The organism is Janthinobacterium sp. TB1-E2, from assembly GCF_036885605.1.
GTDB classification, from domain to species: Bacteria; Pseudomonadota; Gammaproteobacteria; order Burkholderiales; family Burkholderiaceae_D; genus Janthinobacterium; species Janthinobacterium aestuarii.
In genome coordinates this window covers 1495971-1514469 of the sequence record NZ_CP142523.1, presented here as the reverse complement: position 1 = coordinate 1514469, position 18499 = coordinate 1495971, and the positions used below count along the sequence as shown (strand labels likewise).

10 protein-coding genes are annotated in these 18499 nt (G+C 60.8%); 5 read left to right on the top strand and 5 right to left on the bottom strand.

Going from position 1 to position 18499, the window contains the following annotated elements:
• Window positions 1-44 precede the first annotated feature (44 nt).
• The 3 genes from glnE to OPV09_RS06840 all read left to right on the top strand — a co-directional run bounded on the left by glnE (window position 45) and on the right by OPV09_RS06840 (window position 3914).
• On the top strand, window positions 45-2798 hold the full coding sequence (glnE, locus tag OPV09_RS06850) for a bifunctional [glutamate--ammonia ligase]-adenylyl-L-tyrosine phosphorylase/[glutamate--ammonia-ligase] adenylyltransferase (RefSeq protein ID WP_425324027.1): 2754 nt from the start codon (window positions 45-47) through the stop codon (window positions 2796-2798).
• 13 nt (window positions 2799-2811) lie between these two features.
• Entirely contained in the window at window positions 2812-3588 is a 777-nt protein-coding gene (locus OPV09_RS06845; RefSeq protein ID WP_034760193.1) for a YoaK family protein, read from the top strand.
• Window positions 3589-3662: 74 nt separating this feature from the next.
• Window positions 3663-3914: a hypothetical protein gene (locus OPV09_RS06840; RefSeq protein ID WP_338680941.1), complete on the top strand. Its 252-nt coding sequence runs from the start codon at window positions 3663-3665 to the stop codon at window positions 3912-3914.
• A gap of 76 nt (window positions 3915-3990) precedes the next feature.
• Here OPV09_RS06840 and gap read toward each other — a convergent pair whose 3' ends face one another.
• Both gap and tkt read right to left on the bottom strand, forming a co-directional pair.
• Window positions 3991-5001 (bottom strand): type I glyceraldehyde-3-phosphate dehydrogenase, encoded by a 1011-nt coding sequence (gene gap, locus OPV09_RS06835; protein WP_046685413.1) that lies wholly within the window; start codon window positions 4999-5001, stop codon window positions 3991-3993.
• A gap of 77 nt (window positions 5002-5078) precedes the next feature.
• Entirely contained in the window at window positions 5079-7076 is a 1998-nt protein-coding gene (tkt, locus tag OPV09_RS06830) for a transketolase (RefSeq protein WP_070303341.1), read from the bottom strand.
• 196 nt (window positions 7077-7272) lie between these two features.
• Between tkt and OPV09_RS06825 the strand changes: the two genes are divergently transcribed.
• Window positions 7273-7998, top strand: a complete 726-nt coding sequence (locus tag OPV09_RS06825; RefSeq protein ID WP_072454288.1) for a 16S rRNA (uracil(1498)-N(3))-methyltransferase — start codon at window positions 7273-7275, stop codon at window positions 7996-7998.
• Between the two features lie 127 nt (window positions 7999-8125).
• Here OPV09_RS06825 and OPV09_RS06820 read toward each other — a convergent pair whose 3' ends face one another.
• Entirely contained in the window at window positions 8126-11122 is a 2997-nt protein-coding gene (locus OPV09_RS06820; RefSeq protein ID WP_175560493.1) for a TonB-dependent receptor, read from the bottom strand.
• Between the two features lie 1091 nt (window positions 11123-12213).
• Here OPV09_RS06820 and OPV09_RS06815 point away from each other — a divergent pair.
• Complete coding sequence (locus OPV09_RS06815; protein ID WP_338680940.1) at window positions 12214-13845, top strand: NAD(P)/FAD-dependent oxidoreductase; 1632 nt, start codon at window positions 12214-12216, stop codon at window positions 13843-13845.
• 79 nt (window positions 13846-13924) lie between these two features.
• Here OPV09_RS06815 and OPV09_RS06810 read toward each other — a convergent pair whose 3' ends face one another.
• Window positions 13925-16675 carry a TonB-dependent receptor plug domain-containing protein gene (locus tag OPV09_RS06810; RefSeq protein WP_338680939.1) on the bottom strand — a complete coding sequence of 917 codons (2751 nt, stop codon included), beginning with the start codon at window positions 16673-16675 and terminating at the stop codon, window positions 13925-13927.
• A 369-nt stretch (window positions 16676-17044) separates the two neighbouring features.
• A complete protein-coding gene (locus OPV09_RS06805) occupies window positions 17045-18418 on the bottom strand; it encodes a GAF domain-containing sensor histidine kinase (RefSeq protein WP_034760214.1) in 1374 nt (457 codons plus the stop codon).
• Window positions 18419-18499 lie beyond the last annotated feature (81 nt).

Genomic DNA, 18499 nt, shown 5'->3' with positions numbered 1-18499 from the left:
AACAAGAACATGCACGCCGCATCCACGAGACACTTACCGATACCATGAGCACACAGCCTTTGATTTCCGCCTCCCGTTTCTACCAGCGCTGGCTGGACGCCGCCCCCGAGCGCGCCGCGCAGGTAGCCCAACTGGTGCGCGCGCCGCTGGACGGGCTCGATTTTGCCGCCGAGCTGGCCGCCCAGGCGAACACCGCCACCCCGCCGCTGCCGCCCGAGCGGGCCATGCGCCGCCTGCGCAACCTGCTCGTTTGCGGCCTGATCGCACGCGATCTGGAAGGCCAGGCCGACTTGAATGAAGTCGTCACGGCCATGACGGGCTTTGCCGATTTCGCCATCCGCACGCACGTGGACGCCATCATGGCCGAGATGGTGGCCCTGCACGGCATGCCTGTCGGCGAGGAATCGGGCGAGGAACAGGCCTTGATGGTGCTGGCGATGGGCAAGCAGGGCGGCGGCGAGCTCAATGTCTCGTCCGATATCGACCTGATCTTTGTCTATCCGGAAGATGGCGACACGCAAGTCACCGTACCGGGCCAGCGCAGCCTGTCCAACCACGAGTTTTTCATTCGCATGGGCAAGAAACTGATCGCCGCCCTGGCTGAAATTACGCAAGACGGTTTTACTTTCCGCGTAGATATGGCACTGCGTCCGAACGGGAACTCGGGCCCGCTGGCCGCCAGCCTGGGCATGGTGGAGCAATACCTGATCGTGCAGGGCCGCGAATGGGAGCGCTATGCCTGGGTCAAGGCGCGCGTCGTGACGGGCAAGCCGGAAGATATCGCGTCACTTGACGCCATCGTGCGCCCGTTCGTCTTCCGCCGCTACCTCGATTTCGGCGTCATTGATGCCATCCGCACCATGCACGGCCAGATCCGCGCCGAGGTCAACCGCCAGGAGCGGCTGCATCCGGACCGCAGCAACAACGTCAAGCTGGGCCGCGGTGGCATCCGTGAAATCGAATTCCTGGCCCAGGTATTCCAATTGATACGGGGCGGGCGCGACGCCGAGCTGCGCGAGCGTTCCACGCGCGCCACCCTGCGCACGGTCGCGGACAAGGGCTTATTGGAGCCGGCCATCGTGGAACAGCTGCTCGGTTCCTACACCTTCCTGCGCAATCTCGAACACCGGCTGCAGTATCTTGACGATGCGCAAACCCATACCCTGCCCGCCAACGACGCCGACCGCCTGACCGTGGCGCAGATGATGGGCTTGCCCGACACCGCCACCTTGCTGGCCCAGCTGGAAGCGCACCGCGTGTTTGTTGCCGGCCAGTTCGACGAGATGTTCAGCGACAAGAGCAGCGGCACGCCGCCGGCCGACACGGGCATCGACCCGCAGACGTCGAACGACTGCGCCGCCTCGGACCAGCAGGAAGCCATCGAAGCGCGCTTCGCCGCTCTCGGCTTCCATGAGCCGGCCGCCTGCGCGCGCCGCCTGCTGGCCACGTGGCAGGCGCCCCGTTTGCAATCGTTGCCCGAGGCAAGCCGCACGCGCCTCGTAGCCCTCGTCAATTCCGCCCTGCCCCTGATCACCGATTGCTCCGTGTCCAACGGCAATGCCAGCCAGCTGGCCACCCTGGGCCGTCTGCTCGATTTCCTGGAAGCCATCGCGCGCCGTTCGGCCTATCTGTCGCTGCTGACGGAATACCCGCATACGCTCGAGCGCGTCGTACGCATGGTGTGCGCCAGCGGCTGGGCCGCCACCTTCCTCACGCAGCACCCGATCCTGCTCGATGAACTGTTAGACGAACGCATCCGCAACACGGTGCCCGACCCGGCCGCCCTGGCGCTCGACCTGCAGCGCCAGCTCGACGATGCGCCCGGCGACACGGAGCGGCAGATGGATATCCTGCGCGAAATGCACCACGCGCAGCTGTTCCAGTGCCTTGCGCAAGACCTGGCGGGCGACCTCAGCGTGGAAAAGCTGGCCGACTACCTGTCGCAGCTGGCCGACATCATCGTCGCCGCCACCGTGCAAGCCGTCTGGCAAACGTTACCGACGCGCCACCGCGAGGTGCCGAAATTCGCCGTCATCGCGTACGGCAAGCTGGGCGGCAAGGAACTCGGTTATGTCTCGGACCTCGACGTCATTTTCCTGTTCGACGACGACGACCAGGAAGCGCCCGGCCTGTACGCCAAGCTGGCGCAGCGCTTCATTACCTGGATGACTTCGCACACGTCGGCCGGCATCCTGTTCGACATCGACATCGCCCTGCGCCCCGACGGCGCCTCGGGCATGCTGGTTTCCAGCGTGCAGGCCTTCGAGCGCTACCAGGGCAGCGCGGCCTGGGTGTGGGAGCACCAGGCGCTCACGCGCGCGCGCTTCTGCGCGGGCGACGCCACCATCGGCAAGCATTTCGAACGCATCCGCGACACGATTTTGCGCAAGGAGCGCCCGGAAAACGGCCCGCTCAAGGGCGAAGTGGTAGCCATGCGCAAGAAGATGCTCGACGCGCATCCGCCCCGCCCCGGCAGCTTCGATTTGAAACAGGATCCGGGCGGCATGATCGACATTGAATTCATGGTGCAATACCTGGTGCTCCAGCATGCGGCGCAGTATCCGCAGTTGACGGCCAACTCGGGCAATATCGCCCTGCTGCGCCTGTGTGGCGAACTGGGCCTGATCGACGCCCAGCTGGCCGCCCAGGTCGCCGACGCCTACCGCGCGCTGCGCAAGCTCCAGCACCAGCTGCGCCTGCAAGGGCAAGACCTGGCCCGCGTGGAACCAGAACGGGTGCGCGTGCATGCGGACAACGTGATGCGCCTGTGGCAAGCCATCTTCGGCGCCACCGCCTGAGGCTGGCCCGGGCATGCCGCTCCATTACCTGTCGCGCCTGAGCGGATCGGCGCGCGATACGCAAGCCAATCTGCAGCTGGGCTGCGTGCTGGCGCTGGTGGCCGGCGCCGTGAACGCGGGCGGCTTTCTTGCCATCGGCGGCTATACCTCGCACATGACGGGCATCGTCTCCGGCATGGCGGACGACCTGGCGCTGGGCAATATCACGGTGGCCCTGGCCGCGCTGGGCGCGTGGCTGGCCTTTGTCAGCGGCGCGGCTGTCACGGCCATCATGGTGAACTGGGGCAAGCGGCGGCGCCTGCACAGCCAGTTTGCCGCCAGCCTGCTGCTGGAAGCGGCATTACTGCTGCTGTTCGGCTTGACGGGCAATTACCTGGCCACCATGCCCGACGTGCTGGGCCCCGTCACCATCTTGCTGCTGTGCTTTGTCATGGGTTTACAGAACGCCATCATCACCAAGATTTCTGGCGCCGTCATCCGCACCACGCACGTGACGGGCCTGTCCACCGACATCGGCATCGAACTGGGCAAGATGGCGTATTACAACCGGCGCCACCTGCCGGACCGGATGGTCAAGGTCAACCGCGGCAAGCTCAGAACGCACAGCCTGCTGATCGCCTGCTTCTTCATCGGCGGCGTCAGCGGCGCCCTGGCCTTCAAGCACATCGGCTTTCCCGCCGCCACCATCCTGCTCGCCGGCGTGCTGACCCTGCTGTCGGGCGTACCCGTGCTGCGCGACTTGCGCCTTCTATGGCGCTTCTACCGCCGTCGCCTGCACACGCAACGTTAATAAAAATATTTTTCTTTAAAGCAATAACAGTCTGATTTTAATGCTAATATTTTTCTGCGCTTGGCGAGCCCATCATGCCTGCCCTGGCGGCCTTTGAGTTGACACCCTACCGTTGTCCAATTGTGAAAGCGAGAAAAATGATTTCCATTAAAAAATCCCTGTTTGTCTTTGCCGCTGCTGTCGGCATCGCCGCCTCATTCTCCAGCGCGGCCGCCGTGCGCGCATGGATTCCATCGGAAAACTGCGATTACATCCTCAACATGTGCTATCAGGGTGTCGAGGTAGCGTGCGAACAGTGGCGCAGCCAGTGCGAACCCAAAGAATAAGCGGAACAAGCGCAGGCGACAGACGAAAAAAAACGCCCAGTTCAAACTGGGCGTTTTTTCTTATGCGGTCAAAAAATTACTTCGCCGACATCAGTGCAACGGTGGTGTCGAGCATGCGGTTCGAGAAACCCCACTCGTTGTCGTACCACGACGATACTTTCACCAAACGGCCCGACACTTTGGTCAGGGTCGAATCGAAGTTCGACGAAGCCGGGTTGTGGTTGAAGTCGATCGAGACCAGCGGTTCGGTCTGGTACGTCAGGATGCCTTCCAGGGCGCCTTCCGAAGCGGACTTCATCAGCGCGTTGACTTCTTCCACGGTGGTGTCGCGCTTGGCAATGAACGACAGGTCGACCAGCGAAACGTTGATGGTCGGCACGCGGATGGCGAAGCCGTCCAGCTTGCCATTCAGCTCAGGCAGCACCAGGCCCACGGCGGCAGCGGCGCCCGTCTTGGTCGGGATCATGCTCATGGTGGCCGAACGGGCGCGGCGCAGGTCTTCATGCATCACGTCGGACAGCACCTGGTCGTTGGTGTAGGCGTGCACGGTGGTCATCAGGCCCGTTTCGATGCCGATGGCGTCGTTCAGCGGCTTGACCAGCGGTGCCAGGCAGTTGGTGGTGCACGAAGCGTTCGAGATGACGGTGTCGGTCGATTTCAGTACCGAGTGGTTCACGCCGAACACGACGGTCGCATCGACGTCCTTGCCGCCGGGTGCCGAAATGATAACTTTTTTCGCGCCGCCCTTCAAGTGAGCCGAAGCTTTCTCTTTGGTGGTGAAGAAGCCCGTGCACTCCAGCACGACGTCCACGCCCAGCTCGCCCCATGGGATTTCAGCAGGATTGCGCTGTGCGAATACGCGGATCGGATCGCCATTGACGATCATGTTGTCGCCTTCGACGGTGACCGTGCCCGGGAACTTGCCGTGCGCGGTGTCGTAGCGGGTCAGGTGGGCGTTCGATTTGGCATCGCCCAGGTCGTTGATGGCAACGATCTGGATATCCTGTTTCTTGCCGCCTTCGTAGAAAGCGCGCAACACATTACGGCCGATGCGGCCGTAGCCATTGATTGCAACTTTGATCGTCATACTCTGCTCCTGATTAAAAAAAAGGTATCAGCACAGCACCCCGGCCAGCAATGGCAAGGGTCTGCTCAAAATCAATATTAGCCAGCGATAACGGCTTTCACCTTGGCGACGACGTTCTCGACCGTGAAGCCGAAGTGCTTGAACAGCACGCCGGCAGGCGCCGATTCGCCAAACGTGTCGATACCGACCACGGCGCCTTCCAGGCCCACGTATTTGTACCAGAAGCTGGTCACGCCCGCTTCGATGGCCACGCGCGGCACGCCTTTCGTCAGCACGCTGGCCTTGTAGGCGGCGTCCTGGCGGTCGTACACGTCGGTCGACGGCATCGACACCACGCGTACGGCGATGCCTTCGGCAGCCAGCGCGCTGGCGGCGGCGACGGCCAGTTCCACTTCGGAACCGGTGGCGATCAGGATCGCCTTGGCGTCGGCCACGTCGTTCAGCACATAGCCACCGCGGTAGATGTTCTCGATCTGTTCGGCGCTACGTTCTTGATATGGCAGGTTCTGGCGCGAGAAGATCAGGGTCGACGGGCCATCCTTGCGGCGCACGGCGGCGCCCCAGGCAGCAGCTGACTCGACGGTGTCGCATGGACGCCAGTTGTCCAGGTTCGGGATCAAGCGCATCGACGAGACGTGCTCGACCGATTGGTGCGTCGGGCCGTCTTCGCCCAGGCCGATCGAATCGTGGGTGAACACGAAGATCGAACGCAGCTTCATCAGGGCGGCCATGCGCAGGGCATTGCGGCTGTAGTCGGAGAACGTCAGGAACGTGGCGCCGAACGGGATGTAGCCGCCGTGCAAGGTGATGCCGTTCATGATGGCGCTCATGCCGAATTCGCGCACGCCGTAGTTGATGTGGTTGCCAGGCTGGCCCGAACGCACGGCCACGCACTCTTTCCAGTTGGTCAGGTTCGAACCGGTCAGGTCGGCCGAGCCGCCGAGGAATTCCGGCAGGGACGAAGCCAGCGCCTGGATGGCGTTCTGGCTGGCCTTGCGGGTGGCGATGTTTTCTTTCTTTTCCACGCAGGAAGCGATGGCAGCCGACAGGGCCGTTTCAAATGCCTGTGGCAACTCGCCTTGCATGCGGCGGGTCAGTTCAGCGGCTTGCTGCGGGAATTCGCGGCTGTAGGCGGCAAAGCGCTCGTTCCAGTCCGCTTCCAGCAGGGCGCCCTGTTCCTTGGCATCCCAGGCCGCGTACACGTCGGCCGGCATCTCGAACGGAGCGGCATCCCAGCCGATGTATTCGCGCACGGCGGCGATTTCCTTGTCGCCCAGCGCGGCGCCGTGGACCTTGTCGCCGCCTTGCAGGTTCGGCGAACCCTTGCCGATGATGGTCTTGCAGCAAATCAGGGTTGGCTTCGATGCGGTCTTGGCGGCGGCGATGGCGGCAGCCACGGCGGCAACATCGTGGCCGTCGACGGCGCGGATGACGTTCCAGCCATACGCTTCGAAGCGCGCCGGGGTGTCGTCCGTGAACCAGCCTTCCACTTTGCCGTCGATGGAAATGCCGTTGTCGTCGTACAGGGCGATCAGCTTGTTCAGACCCAGGGTGCCGGCCAGCGCGCACACTTCGTGCGAAATGCCTTCCATCAGGCAACCATCGCCGACGAAGGCGTAGGTGTAGTGGTTGACGATGTCGTGGCCGGGCTTGTTGAATTCAGCAGCCAGCAATTGTTCCGACAGCGCCATGCCGACGGCGTTGGCAATGCCCTGGCCCAGCGGGCCGGTGGTCGTTTCCACGCCTGGCGTGATATCGACTTCCGGGTGGCCCGGAGTTTTCGAATGCATCTGGCGGAAGGCCTTGATGTCATCCATCGACAGCTCGTAGCCCGTCAGGTGCAGCAGCGCGTAGTGCAGCATGGAGCCGTGACCGTTCGACAACAGGAAACGGTCGCGGTTCTGCCATTTCGGGTTCGCGGGATTGTGGCGATAGTGACCACTCCACAGGGCAACTGCGATCTCGGCCATGCCCATCGGCATGCCTGGATGGCCGGAGTTGGCCTTTTGTACAGCGTCCATTGCCAGTGCGCGGATCGCATTGGCCATTTTGGTAGTCGGGAGCGTAGTTGTCATGATGGTGTGGGTCAGTCGCGAGTTTGGGATTCGTTTGCAACAGCACGGACAAGAAAGAACCCAGGCCGGCTGCTTTATGTAGTCAACTATTTTACCAGACTGGGGGGCCGCAAATTAGAATTGCGGCGTACTGGCCAGCCAAATGGCTATACTTTGACGTCTTTCCACCCCACATATACCCCCGTTGAGGATTTGCATGCCGCGTTTTTTCTGCCCCCAGCCGCTCGTCGCCGGCACCACCGTTTCCCTGCCGGAGGCTGTCGCCCACCATATCCAGGTCGTGCGCCTGGCGCAGGGCGACGTCATCACCCTGTTCAATGGCGAAGGCGGCGAAGTGCAGGCGAGCCTGGTGGCGGTCGCCAAGCGCAGCGTAACGGCGCAAATCCAGGCGCACGTGGCGCGCGAGGCGGAACTGCCTTACGCCGTGACCCTGGCGCAGGCGCTGCCGGAAGCGTCGAAAATGGACTGGATCATCGAAAAAGCCATCGAACTGGGCGCGGCCGGCATCGTGCCGCTGTCGGCGCAGCGCTGCGTGGTACGCCTGTCCGCCGAGCGGGCCGAGAAAAAACTCGCGCATTGGCAAGCGATCATCGTATCCGCATCGGAACAATGCGGACGCAACCGGCTGGCACAGCTGGCGCCATTGCAAGACTTCAATAGCTGGAGCAGCCAGCAAGATTTACATAAACGCATCATCCTGACGCCGCGCGCGCAGCAATCGCTGGCCGACTGGGCGCGTCACCAGCCGCCGCAGGCGATCACCGTGATGGTGGGGCCGGAAGGGGGATTTTCGGAAGCGGAAGAAAAGGCGGCCCTGGCCGCCGGCGCCATCGGCTTGACTATGGGGCCGCGCATCCTGCGCACGGAAACGGCGGGACTGACGGCGCTGGCGATGCTGAGTGCCTTGTGGGGCGGCATGTAAAACTGTGCCACCCAAGAAAACGCCCCGCAAGCTTTGCAGCTTGCGGGGCGCCAGAAACTTCTAGACTTGCCTGTACATCCCAGTCTACGCCAGCTGACCAAGGTCAGCCGGCGAAGGCGGAGTCACATCAGAACTTGTGGCTGTACTGAGCCGACAAGCGCACGGTGCGCGGGCTCGAATACGCATTGACCATGCCAGCGGTTGGGCTGACTGCAGTACCGGCGGCGCTGGTGTTGTAAGCCTCGTCGATCGATTGCGCCACTTGACGGTTGGTTGCGTTCAGCACGTCGACTTTCAGTACGATGCCCTTGATTTGCTCTGGCTTGTAGATGAAGTTCAAGTCCAGGCGCATTTCCGTTGGCAGCGTACCGTAAGCGCCGCGGCCGTTCGGGCCGGTTGGGCACAGGAAGAAGATCGAGCCGTATTGCGACAAGCCCAAGCCCTGTTGATCCATGGACGCTGGGATATTGCAAGTACGCGACATTGGACGGCCCGTTGCCACCAGCAAGTTGCCACCGACGCCGAACTGGCTCGTGAACTCATAGTAGCCGTAGGTTTTCAACTGATGCGTACGGTTGTTCGGCAACAAGCCGCTGCCGTTGACCATCGTTTCAGGGAAGTCCCAGCCCGAGCTGAAGCCCACGTCGGCCTGGCCGTTATCCGACTTGGTCTGGCCTTCCTGATTGCCTTCGCTGCGCGACCACGTGTAGTTCATCTTGCCGTACCAGCCATTGCGCATCGGATGTTCGAGCATGAATTCCAGCGCCGTGTAGGTACGCTTGGCTTTTTCCGGGAAGCCTGCATCGGCAGCCGAAATCGTCACCGCGCGCTGTGCACCGTTTGGTCCCACTGGGATCATGAAGGTGTTGTCTTTGCCTGGATTGAACAGGGCGCCGTTCCAGCCATGATCGTCGAAGTACTCTTTTTCAGCGCCCGTCAGCTTGGCCGAGATGGCACGTGGATCCGAGTAGTCATCGATCGTGTTTTTCAGCTTACGGTAGGTAAACTTGATACCGCCGTTGAAATCAGGCGTCAGGGCCTTCTCGAAGCCCAGGTTGATCTCGTCCTGGAAGTGAGCCTTCAAGTTGGTCGCAGCCAATTCATTGGCGCGTTTTTCCTGGCCAAATTCATTGTTAGCCGACACGACATTGCTGATCGGGTTCAAGCCCAGCGGTGCGCCGGTGGTTGGGTTGACGCCGGTGTAGGTGTAGAAGCGGTCGGTGTTCAGCGAAGCGCCGGCAAAACGTACGGCCATGTTGGCAGGCAATTGCATGAAATAGCGGCCAGCCGTACCGAAGACTTTCAGGGAACCGTCGCCGTACACATTCCAGGCCGCATTCAAGCGCGGTGCCAGCATGTTTTTCTGTTCCACGAAGGTTTCGCCGATACCGTTCATGTTCTTGAACGACTCATTGCGCAAGCCCAGTGTCACGACCAGGTTTTCAGTGGCTTGATAGCGGTCCTCGATGTACTGCGCCGATTGCTCGACGGTCGGAGTGGAGCCGCCGCGCTGCAGATTTTCACGCACGTAGTAACCTTGGGTACCATAACCGCCGCCAGCTGCCGGCGACATATTGTGGCCAGACAATACCGTGTTCGGATTGGTCTTCAGGTACGTCCAGGTACCGCCGCCAGCCGCTTCCGTGCCGTTCAGGGCATTGATCTTGTTGTGATCCAGACCGCCGCGTATCGTATGCTGCTTGGCCAGTTTGTATTCCAGATCCAGGCGATAGCCGCGGTTGGTATCTTGCGCACCATCACGCAACAGGGCCGAGCTGAAACCTTGCACCTGGCTAGGCTGGTAATTCACGCCTGGCACCTGGTTATCCGGGGAGGCAACGACAGGACGCAAGCCTGGAATGTAGCCAAACGGATTTTGCTCGCGTTGCGTCTTGGCCTGGCCGATCAGGGCTTGCACGGTCAGATCATCGGTCACATAGCTGGTCAGCTTGAGGATGTCGATGTTGGAGCCCTGGGCTGCCGCCAGCGCAGCGCCGGTGGCGTTCAGGAACAGCACACCTGCCGAATAGTTCTTGAATTTGGCGCCGCCGTTCTGCACATAGCCGCGCTTCTTGGTGTCATAGTTGAAGCCGTAGTATTGATCGTTAACATTCGACTCGTCCGAAATATGCGTGTATTCGAGGCGGTTGTTGTCGGTGATATTCCAGTCGATCTTGGCGATATAGCGCGGCACCTCGGATTTTTGCACCAGCCAGCCGGTCTGGTTGTTCACGGTGCTGGTCGATGCCAGGCGTGCCGTTTCGCGGTCCATTTTGGTAAATTCGCCACCCAGATAGATGAACAGCTTGTCCTTGATCAGCGGGCCGCTGACGTAGGCGTTGTAGACCTTCTCGGTCAGCTTGTCGCCTTCGCGGTAGTTGTAGATCTTGCCATCCGTCTTGGGATTGGCGCCCGTGTTCGGGAACATGATGTTCTTGGCTTTGCCGCGCAGCGAATCAGGCGCGTAGGTAAAGCCGGCACCGAATTCCCAGTTATTGGTACCGCTCTTGGTGGTGATATTGACCACGCCACCCGTCGAACGTCCAAACTCGGCGCCGTAGCCGCCGGTGATGATTTGCGCTTCAGCAATCGAGCCGAAAGGCAGGGAAGAGTAGCCAACCTGGTACAGGCTGTTGGTGACGGGGAAACCGTTGATATACGCCGCATTTTCCGATGCGCTGGAGCCGCCGAAGCTGGCGGCGTTGTTGCCGTAGCGCGAGTCGGCGCGCGTGGTGCCGCCTGCCAATTGCACAATGTTGGCAACCGTAGGCGCCAGTGGCAGAGTAGCCAGCTCGCGCGAATTGAAGGAGGAACCGGAGTTGGAGCTGGTGACATCGATCGCGCGGCGGCGGCTCGTCACGTTCACGGTTTGCACTTGCTGCAGCGCTACTTCGCTTTCCTGGCCGATGCGCACTTCCACGTCCTGCGTGCTGACGACGGAAGAACCTTTCAGCAGCGTTACCTTGTAGTTACCGACTGGCAGGGAGGTGATGCGGAAAGTACCGCTTGCATCGGGCGAAATGGTCCGCTTGAAACCATTGTCGGAACCGACGATCTGCACCGACGCGCTGGCATCCGGCGCAATCTTGCCGATGATGTTGCCCGTGGCATTCGACTGTGCCATTACCGCTGGAACAATCGCAACGCTCAATACCGATGCGCTGAAAGCGATCGTTAATGCACGTGCTATTACAGTTTTTCTCAACATGTCATTCCCTATTTATTTATGAGCGCAGTATTACTGCTTTGGTAAAGGAGTTTATCACTCACACTTATGCGTTTTTGAACGCTTTTTACTCTCATCACCTTGCAATCCCGTCACACAAGGCATCCTCTCGGTCCACTTTGCATAGGCAAAGAAAACAGAATGACACATCGGAACATATTGAAACGGACTGGTCAATAAAATTAGGAAAACTGTTCTGTTGGCGCAACACTTCAATTTATCCAGGAAACAGGCACGCGGAAACGCATCCAGGCTGAATGAAAACATTCGCGGACGATAATCAAACTTGCTTGGAATGCCTGCAAACAGTGGCTTTGCACCAATGGAATCAGAATACTGCAGGAAGAGTTGTTTCTAAAAAGATGGATATAAAGAGCCCGCAAAATAAATGACGCACAAGACGAAATTATTTTACGGAACGAGGCCGAATATATTGCAGATCCATCCCGCAATAAATCAATCAGATTTTTTCAGAATAGTTCTGTATAAAAAGAAATTCCTCGTCATCATCTTAAAATAAAAATCCCGCACTCCATTGAGGAAGTGGCAGCGGCAAGAGACAACGCTGCTCATTTCCTTAAATGCGTGCGAAACAAAGATACGGAATTGCACCTGCGAGTAACAAAACACTATCAAATCACACGCAATGGCAAGGCGTCAACAAAATCAAGCGGCCACAACAAAAAAGCAACACAAATTTACGCGAAAAATAAGGTCCGGATTTGTGTGCCCCAACAAGGAGCGGCGGATGCACCAGCAGCGCACTGGTTTGCACCAGTTTGTGGCATCCAGGAAACACCTCCAGATTCCCTCACGGCACGGTGGCGAGCATGCGCGCAGACGGCATGCCTGCCTTTTTCGCCCCCAAAAAGGTCCGGGGAAACGAGGCAGCGAGCATTGTGGAGGTAAAATAGCGGCCGGATGCCCTCACGCGTCACCACACACTCTCCGCTAGATACGGAGCCCGGCAATTTTTAAAAATACACATCATGTTGCGACTCAACGAAGTAAAACTCCCCCTCGAACACGACGAAGCGGCACTGCCCGCCGCCATCCTGGCGCGCCTCGGCATTGCCGCCGATGAGCTGCTCGGCTTTACCGTCTTCAAGCGCAGCTATGACGCACGCAAGCGCAGTGCCGTGGTGTTGATTTACTCGCTGCACGTGGATGTCAAGAATGAAGCGGCCGTGCTGGCGCGCCTGGGCCACGATATCCATCTGATGCCCGCGCCCGACACCGACTATAAATTCGTCGCCGGCGGCGAACAGCTGGCCGGCCATACCAATGAACCGCGCCCCATCGTCATCGGCACGGGCCCGTGCGGCCTGTTCGTGGCGCTGATCCTGGCGCAGATGGGCTTGCGCCCCCTCATCCTGGAACGGGGCAAGCAGGTGCGCGAACGCACGGTCGACACCTTCGGCTTCTGGCGCAAGCGCGAGCTGAACCCGGAATCGAACGTGCAATTCGGCGAAGGCGGCGCCGGCACCTTCTCGGACGGCAAGCTGTACAGCCAGATCAAGGATCCCAAGCACTACGGCCGCAAGGTACTGACGGAATTCGTCAAGGCCGGCGCGCCTGAAGAAATCATGTATGTGAGCAAGCCACACATCGGTACCTTCCGCCTGGTCAAGATGGTGGAAGAAATGCGCGCCAATATCGAACAGCTGGGCGGCGAATACCGCTTCAGCAGCAAAGTGGTCGATCTCGACATCGAGCCAGGCAGCGATGGCGGCCAGGTGCGCGGCGTGGTGCTGGACAATGGCGAAACCATCGCCAGCAACCACGTCGTGCTGGCCATCGGCCACAGCGCGCGCGACACCTTCGAGATGCTGCACCGCCGCGGCGTGTACATCGAAGCGAAACCGTTCTCGATCGGCTTCCGCGTGGAACACCCGCAATCGCTGATCGACAGCTGCCGCTTCGGCCCCAGCGCCGGCCACCCGATTCTGGGTGCGGCCGACTACAAGCTCGTGCACCACGCCAGCAATGGCCGCTCCGTGTACAGCTTCTGCATGTGCCCGGGCGGCACGGTGGTGGCAGCAGCATCCGAACCAGGCCGCCTGGTGACGAACGGCATGAGCCAGTACTCGCGCAACGAGCGCAACGCCAACAGCGCCATCGTCGTCGGCATCACGCCGGCCGACTACCCGGGCGACCCGCTGGCCGGCATCGCCCTGCAGCGCGAACTGGAAGAGCGCGCGTTTGCCTTGGGCGGCGGCAACTACGATGCGCCAGGACAATTGGTCGGCGACTTCGTGGCCGGCCGCGCCTCGACGGAATTTGGCAGCGTGGTGCCGTCGTACAAACCGGCCGTGCACCTGACGGACCTGGCGCCATCCTTGCCCGAATACGCGATCACGGCCCTGCGCGAAGCATTTCCGGCGTTCAACAAGCAAATCAAGGGCTACTACAAGGCCGATGCCGTGCTGACGGGCGTGGAAACGCGTACCTCGTCGCCGATCCGCATCAAGCGCCGCGACGATGACCTGCAAAGCCTGAACACGCGGGGACTGTTCCCCGCCGGCGAAGGCGCCGGCTATGCGGGCGGCATCCTGTCGGCGGCCGTCGACGGCATCAAGGTGGCCGAGGCGGTGGCCCTGTCGATGGCGGCGGGCCGCTAGGCCCTGCCCTCCCCGCGCTGCGGCGGGACGAAAAAAAACCGGCACTCAGTGCCGGTTTTTTGTTGCCTGCGTACCTTGCTTAAAACTTGTACGAAGCATTCAGGTAGCCCGTACGGCCGCGCGGATCGTAGTAGCGGTCGTCATAGCCGAATTGCTGGCCGCGGTTCGCGCCGGCCGTCGATGGCACGAATGGCGGGCTCTTGTCGGTCAGGTTCAGCAGGCCGGCGGTCAGGACCCAGCTCTTGCTTGGGGTCCATACCGTTTGCCAGTCGAGGGTCGAATAGAAACCCACCTGCATGCGGATCTTTTCCTGGCCCGTCACGGCGCCCGACGCGTCCAGCACGTCGACCGACGTTTCCTGGTCCTTGTAGCCGGACAGGAAGTTGACGGTCAGCGAGTTGGACCAATTGCCCGTTTTCAGGGTGTTCGTCCACTGGCCGCGTGTGCGGAACGTCACCGAGCCCAGATCGGCGAAGTTGCCCAGCGCCGAATAATACCTGCCATTGCGTTCCAGCTGCACGTCCTCGCGCAGCATCTGCGTCGCGTTCAGCTGCGACGTGAACAGGCCGATGCCGGAGCGGTAACGGGCGCTGACATCGATATCGACACCGGTGGCAAACGACTTGCCCAAGTTCTGGTTGTCAGCCAGGAAGGCCAGGTAGGTAGTCCCCGTGCCCACGTCCTTGTTGACGCCCCAGGATTTCGGGAAGTTGGCCGGATTGGCAAATACCAGCTGTTCGGTCAGTTGGCCGAAGGAATCGCGGATCTGCACATGCCACAGGTCGGCGCCCAGGGTGATGGCGCTGATCGGCTCGTAACGGAAGCCGATGGTTGCCTGTTTCGATTTCTCAGGCTGCAATTCGCGGTTGCCGCCGGCCAGCTGGTCGTACTGGCGGTTGCCTGGCTGGCATTGCGCATTGAGACGCGTGGCGATTGCCTGCAAGGCTGGCGAGCACGTGTACTTGTCGCTAGTGACGCCGTAGCCGCGCTGCAAGGCGTTGACTTGTGGCACTGTCGGCGCATGGAAACCATTGCCGACCGAACCGCGAATCAGCAAGGTAGGTGCCGGCGTCCACTTGAAGCTGGCCTTGGCCGTGGTTGCACCACCAAAGTCCGAGAATTCATCGAAACGCAAGGCGGCGCCCAATTCCAGCTCTTTCAGCACAGGCGCGATGACTTCGCCAAAAATGCCCTTCGACGTACGGCTGGCGCTGTACGGCTGGCTGCTGGCCGCGTCGCCGAAACGCTGGTCGCATTCCAGCCCCGTCGTGCCGCCGCACAAGGTGCCCTTCACGGGATCGGCCAGGATGCCTTGCGCAAACGGACTTGGCTTGGCGGAGAATTCCTCGCGGTTGATGTTCACGCCCATGCCCAGCATCATTGCGCCGCCAGGCAGTCGGCGCAGTTCCGTCGAGCCATTCAGGTTAATCGTCTGCAGGCGCGAAGTGCCGCCGTCCCAGTAACCGGAGTACGCGGCCGACTTGATCGCTTCCTGTGCCGCAGGGGACTGCTTGCCCGGGCCGACGAAGGGATCGAGCAAGCCGCTCGACGTGAGGTTATTGACGGCAATGGCGCCAGGATAACCGGAAATACTGCCTTTTACGCGGCTTTCGGAGAAGTTATAGGCTGCGTTATAGTCCCAGCCGGCCAGAATGCCGCGCGTGCCGACCACCACACTGGCAAAATCTGCCGTATCTTTCGAGGTACGCTGGCCCATGTCGAACAAGCGGTAGAACGCCGTGCTATCGCCGGTGATACCCGCTGGCACCAAATACTTGTCATGCAGCGGCGTGCCCGCATCGACGGCGATCGCGCCAGGTACGGGAGCGATACGCGAAGTCTGTTTGGTGCGTGACAGCAATACGTCCGCATACACTTCCTGGCCGGCGAGCTTGAAGGTGCCCGACGCCATGAAGTTGTCGCGTTTGCGTTCCGGATAGATTTCCAGGTCCTTGGTAAAGTCATAGCCGCAATAGTCATCGACCAGGCCGCTGCCATCGTTATACGGTTCGATCACGCGGAACGTCTTTTCCGGGCAGGAACCGTTGGCCTTCTGGTAAGGGCTGATCAGCTGGCCATTGTCATCGGTGGCATTGGCAGGAATCGGGCTGGCCGAAAACTGCTGCTTCTGATAGCGCTTGCCATTGGCCGAGAATTGCACCTTGCCCGTGTTGGCGAACTTGCGGTCGACGGAAGCGAGCTTGTCGCGCTCATCGTGGCCAAAGGTCAGCACCACGTTGTAGCCATCTTCGTCCAGATTGCCAAAGCCCTTGGTGGCGCTGAGGCGTTTTTCACGCGCACCGTTTTTGGGTGCGGAATAGCCGATGGTCACATCACCGATCGTCGTATCGTGCTTGGTAATGAAGTTGACCACGCCGGCGATGGCATCGGCACCGTACAGGGCGGAGGCACCATCGGTCAGCAGTTCCACGCGTTCAATTGCCGAGATAGGGATCGAGTTCAAGTCGAAGCCAGCGGCGAAACCCGTCAGCGTCTGGCCGCCGAACTGGGCCAGGCGTTTACCGTTCAGCAAGACGAGCGTACGCGTCTCACCCACGTTATGCACGGAAATACCGGAAAAACCGAAGGTGCTGCCGCCAACCGAGGAGCTTTCACTGGTGGCGCCCTGGGCGGAAGAGAGTTTCTTGACCAGATCGGTGACCGAGGTGGCGCCCGATGTGCGGATGGCTTCAGCGGTCAGGACGGTGACCGGCAAAGCGCCTTCGGCGGCGATCCGTTTGATCGACGAGCCGGTGACTTCAACGCGCTGGATTTGCGCATCGGCGCCCTGCGCATCTTGTGCAATCGCGGACTGCGAAACAACTGACATGGCGGCAACTACACCACCGGCGCAGACGATGCGAACTGCACGAGAGATGACGGTTTCTTTAAGCATGGTGAACCCTTTTTTCATTTGTACGGTTATATATGACTCCGGATTTGCTACCCGGATTGCACTCGTTCATCTAAAGGAAACGTCTCGCACGGCACCTGATCAGGCACCGTGAAGTTCGCTGGCACACTTGTACAGAAATGGCACTAGGAGACTAAAAGTCAACTAGACAACTACATAGAATCACGGCAAGAATATGAGTGTCAACAGAACTCAGCATGCGTATGGCGTACATACAACATGTGAAAAACGGAGGCGGCTTGGGATAGGACGGCCCCTCCCCGCTAGACGGGAGGCCGCGCGGTGTCAGTTGGCCAGCGGCAGCCTGATTTGTATATGACAGCCGGGAGTGCAGTCGATGGCGCACACCTGGCCGCCCAGTTGCTGCACGATGGTGTAGACGATGTGCATGCCCAGGCCGGAGCCGCCCTGGCCACGCTTGGTGGTGAAAAACGGTTCAAACATGTGTTCGCGCACGGCCGGCGCCAGGCCGATGCCGTCGTCGGAAAAGTCCAGCAGCAGCCAGCGCGCATCGGCGCCATCGCCGTCCGCCTCGATGCGCGCGCGGATCGTGATGCGGCCCGGGCCGCCCTGCGGATAGCCGTGGCGCGCGCTGTTCATTAAGAGGTTCGAAAGGATTTGCGACAGCTTGCCGGCCGCCAGGCGCACCTGGCAATCGGGAGCGATATCGAGTTCCACGCCCAGCGCAGCCTTGCGCAGTTCCGGGCTGTGCGCCGACACCAGGCCGTGCACATAATCGTGCAGCGCCAGGTCGGCCACGTATTCGCTGACCTGGTCCACGGCCAGCTGCTTGAAATTGCCGATCAGGTCGGCCGCACGCGCCAGGTTGCGTTCGATCAGGGCGGCCGCGCCTTTCAGGGATTCGGCAATGTCGATCAGTTCAGCGCGGCTGACCTTGGCGCCGCCCAGCAGTTGCACCAGCTGGTCGGCATAGCTGCCCATGCTCGACGCCGCCGTCAGCGCCACGCCGATCGGCGTGTTGACTTCATGCGAGACACCGGCCACGAGCGAACCGAGGGCCGCCATCTGTTCCTGCTCGATCAGGTTCGCCTGCGCCGCCACCAGCGACTCGGTGCGCACACGCACGATTTCTTCCAGCTGCTGGGTGCGCTCCTGGTGCTGCAGCTCGGCCGCGCCGCGCGCCGAGAAGATCGACAGCAGCAGCAAGGCCAGCAAGCGCTTGTTTTCATCGATGGGACGCGTGTCGATGGCCGACAGGATGCCCAGGGTCTTGCCATCGGTATCGATCAGCGGCATGCCGACATAGCTTTCCGCATGCATGTCGACCAGGAGGGTATCAAGTGGAAAGCGACGCTGGATATCACTGCCGTGAAAACACATGCTCTGGCAGGTCACGTCCTGGCAAGGCGTGTGCTGCAGGCTGTATTCGATATTCGGCTGGTAGTCGCCGCCGCCCCACAGGGCCAGGGTGCGGATGCCTTCGCTGCCATCGTCCATGCGCACCAGCCGACCGGCGATCACATAGTGCACGTCGAGCGCTTCGGCCAGGTCCTTGACGAGGATACGCAGGAAATCGTCGCCACGGGCGTGCGCCGTCGACGCGGTGATCGAGCGCAGGGCCGCCTCCGCCAGGGTGCGCCGCTGCTCGGGATCGAACAGGGGTTCTTGCGAATTCACATCAAACAACGGAATACTCATGAATGCTCCTGCGCAGCACGGAAAGCGCAGGCAAAGCTGCCGGCGCGGCGATCCTCAGCAAAGGCCCGGGTCAACGGACTT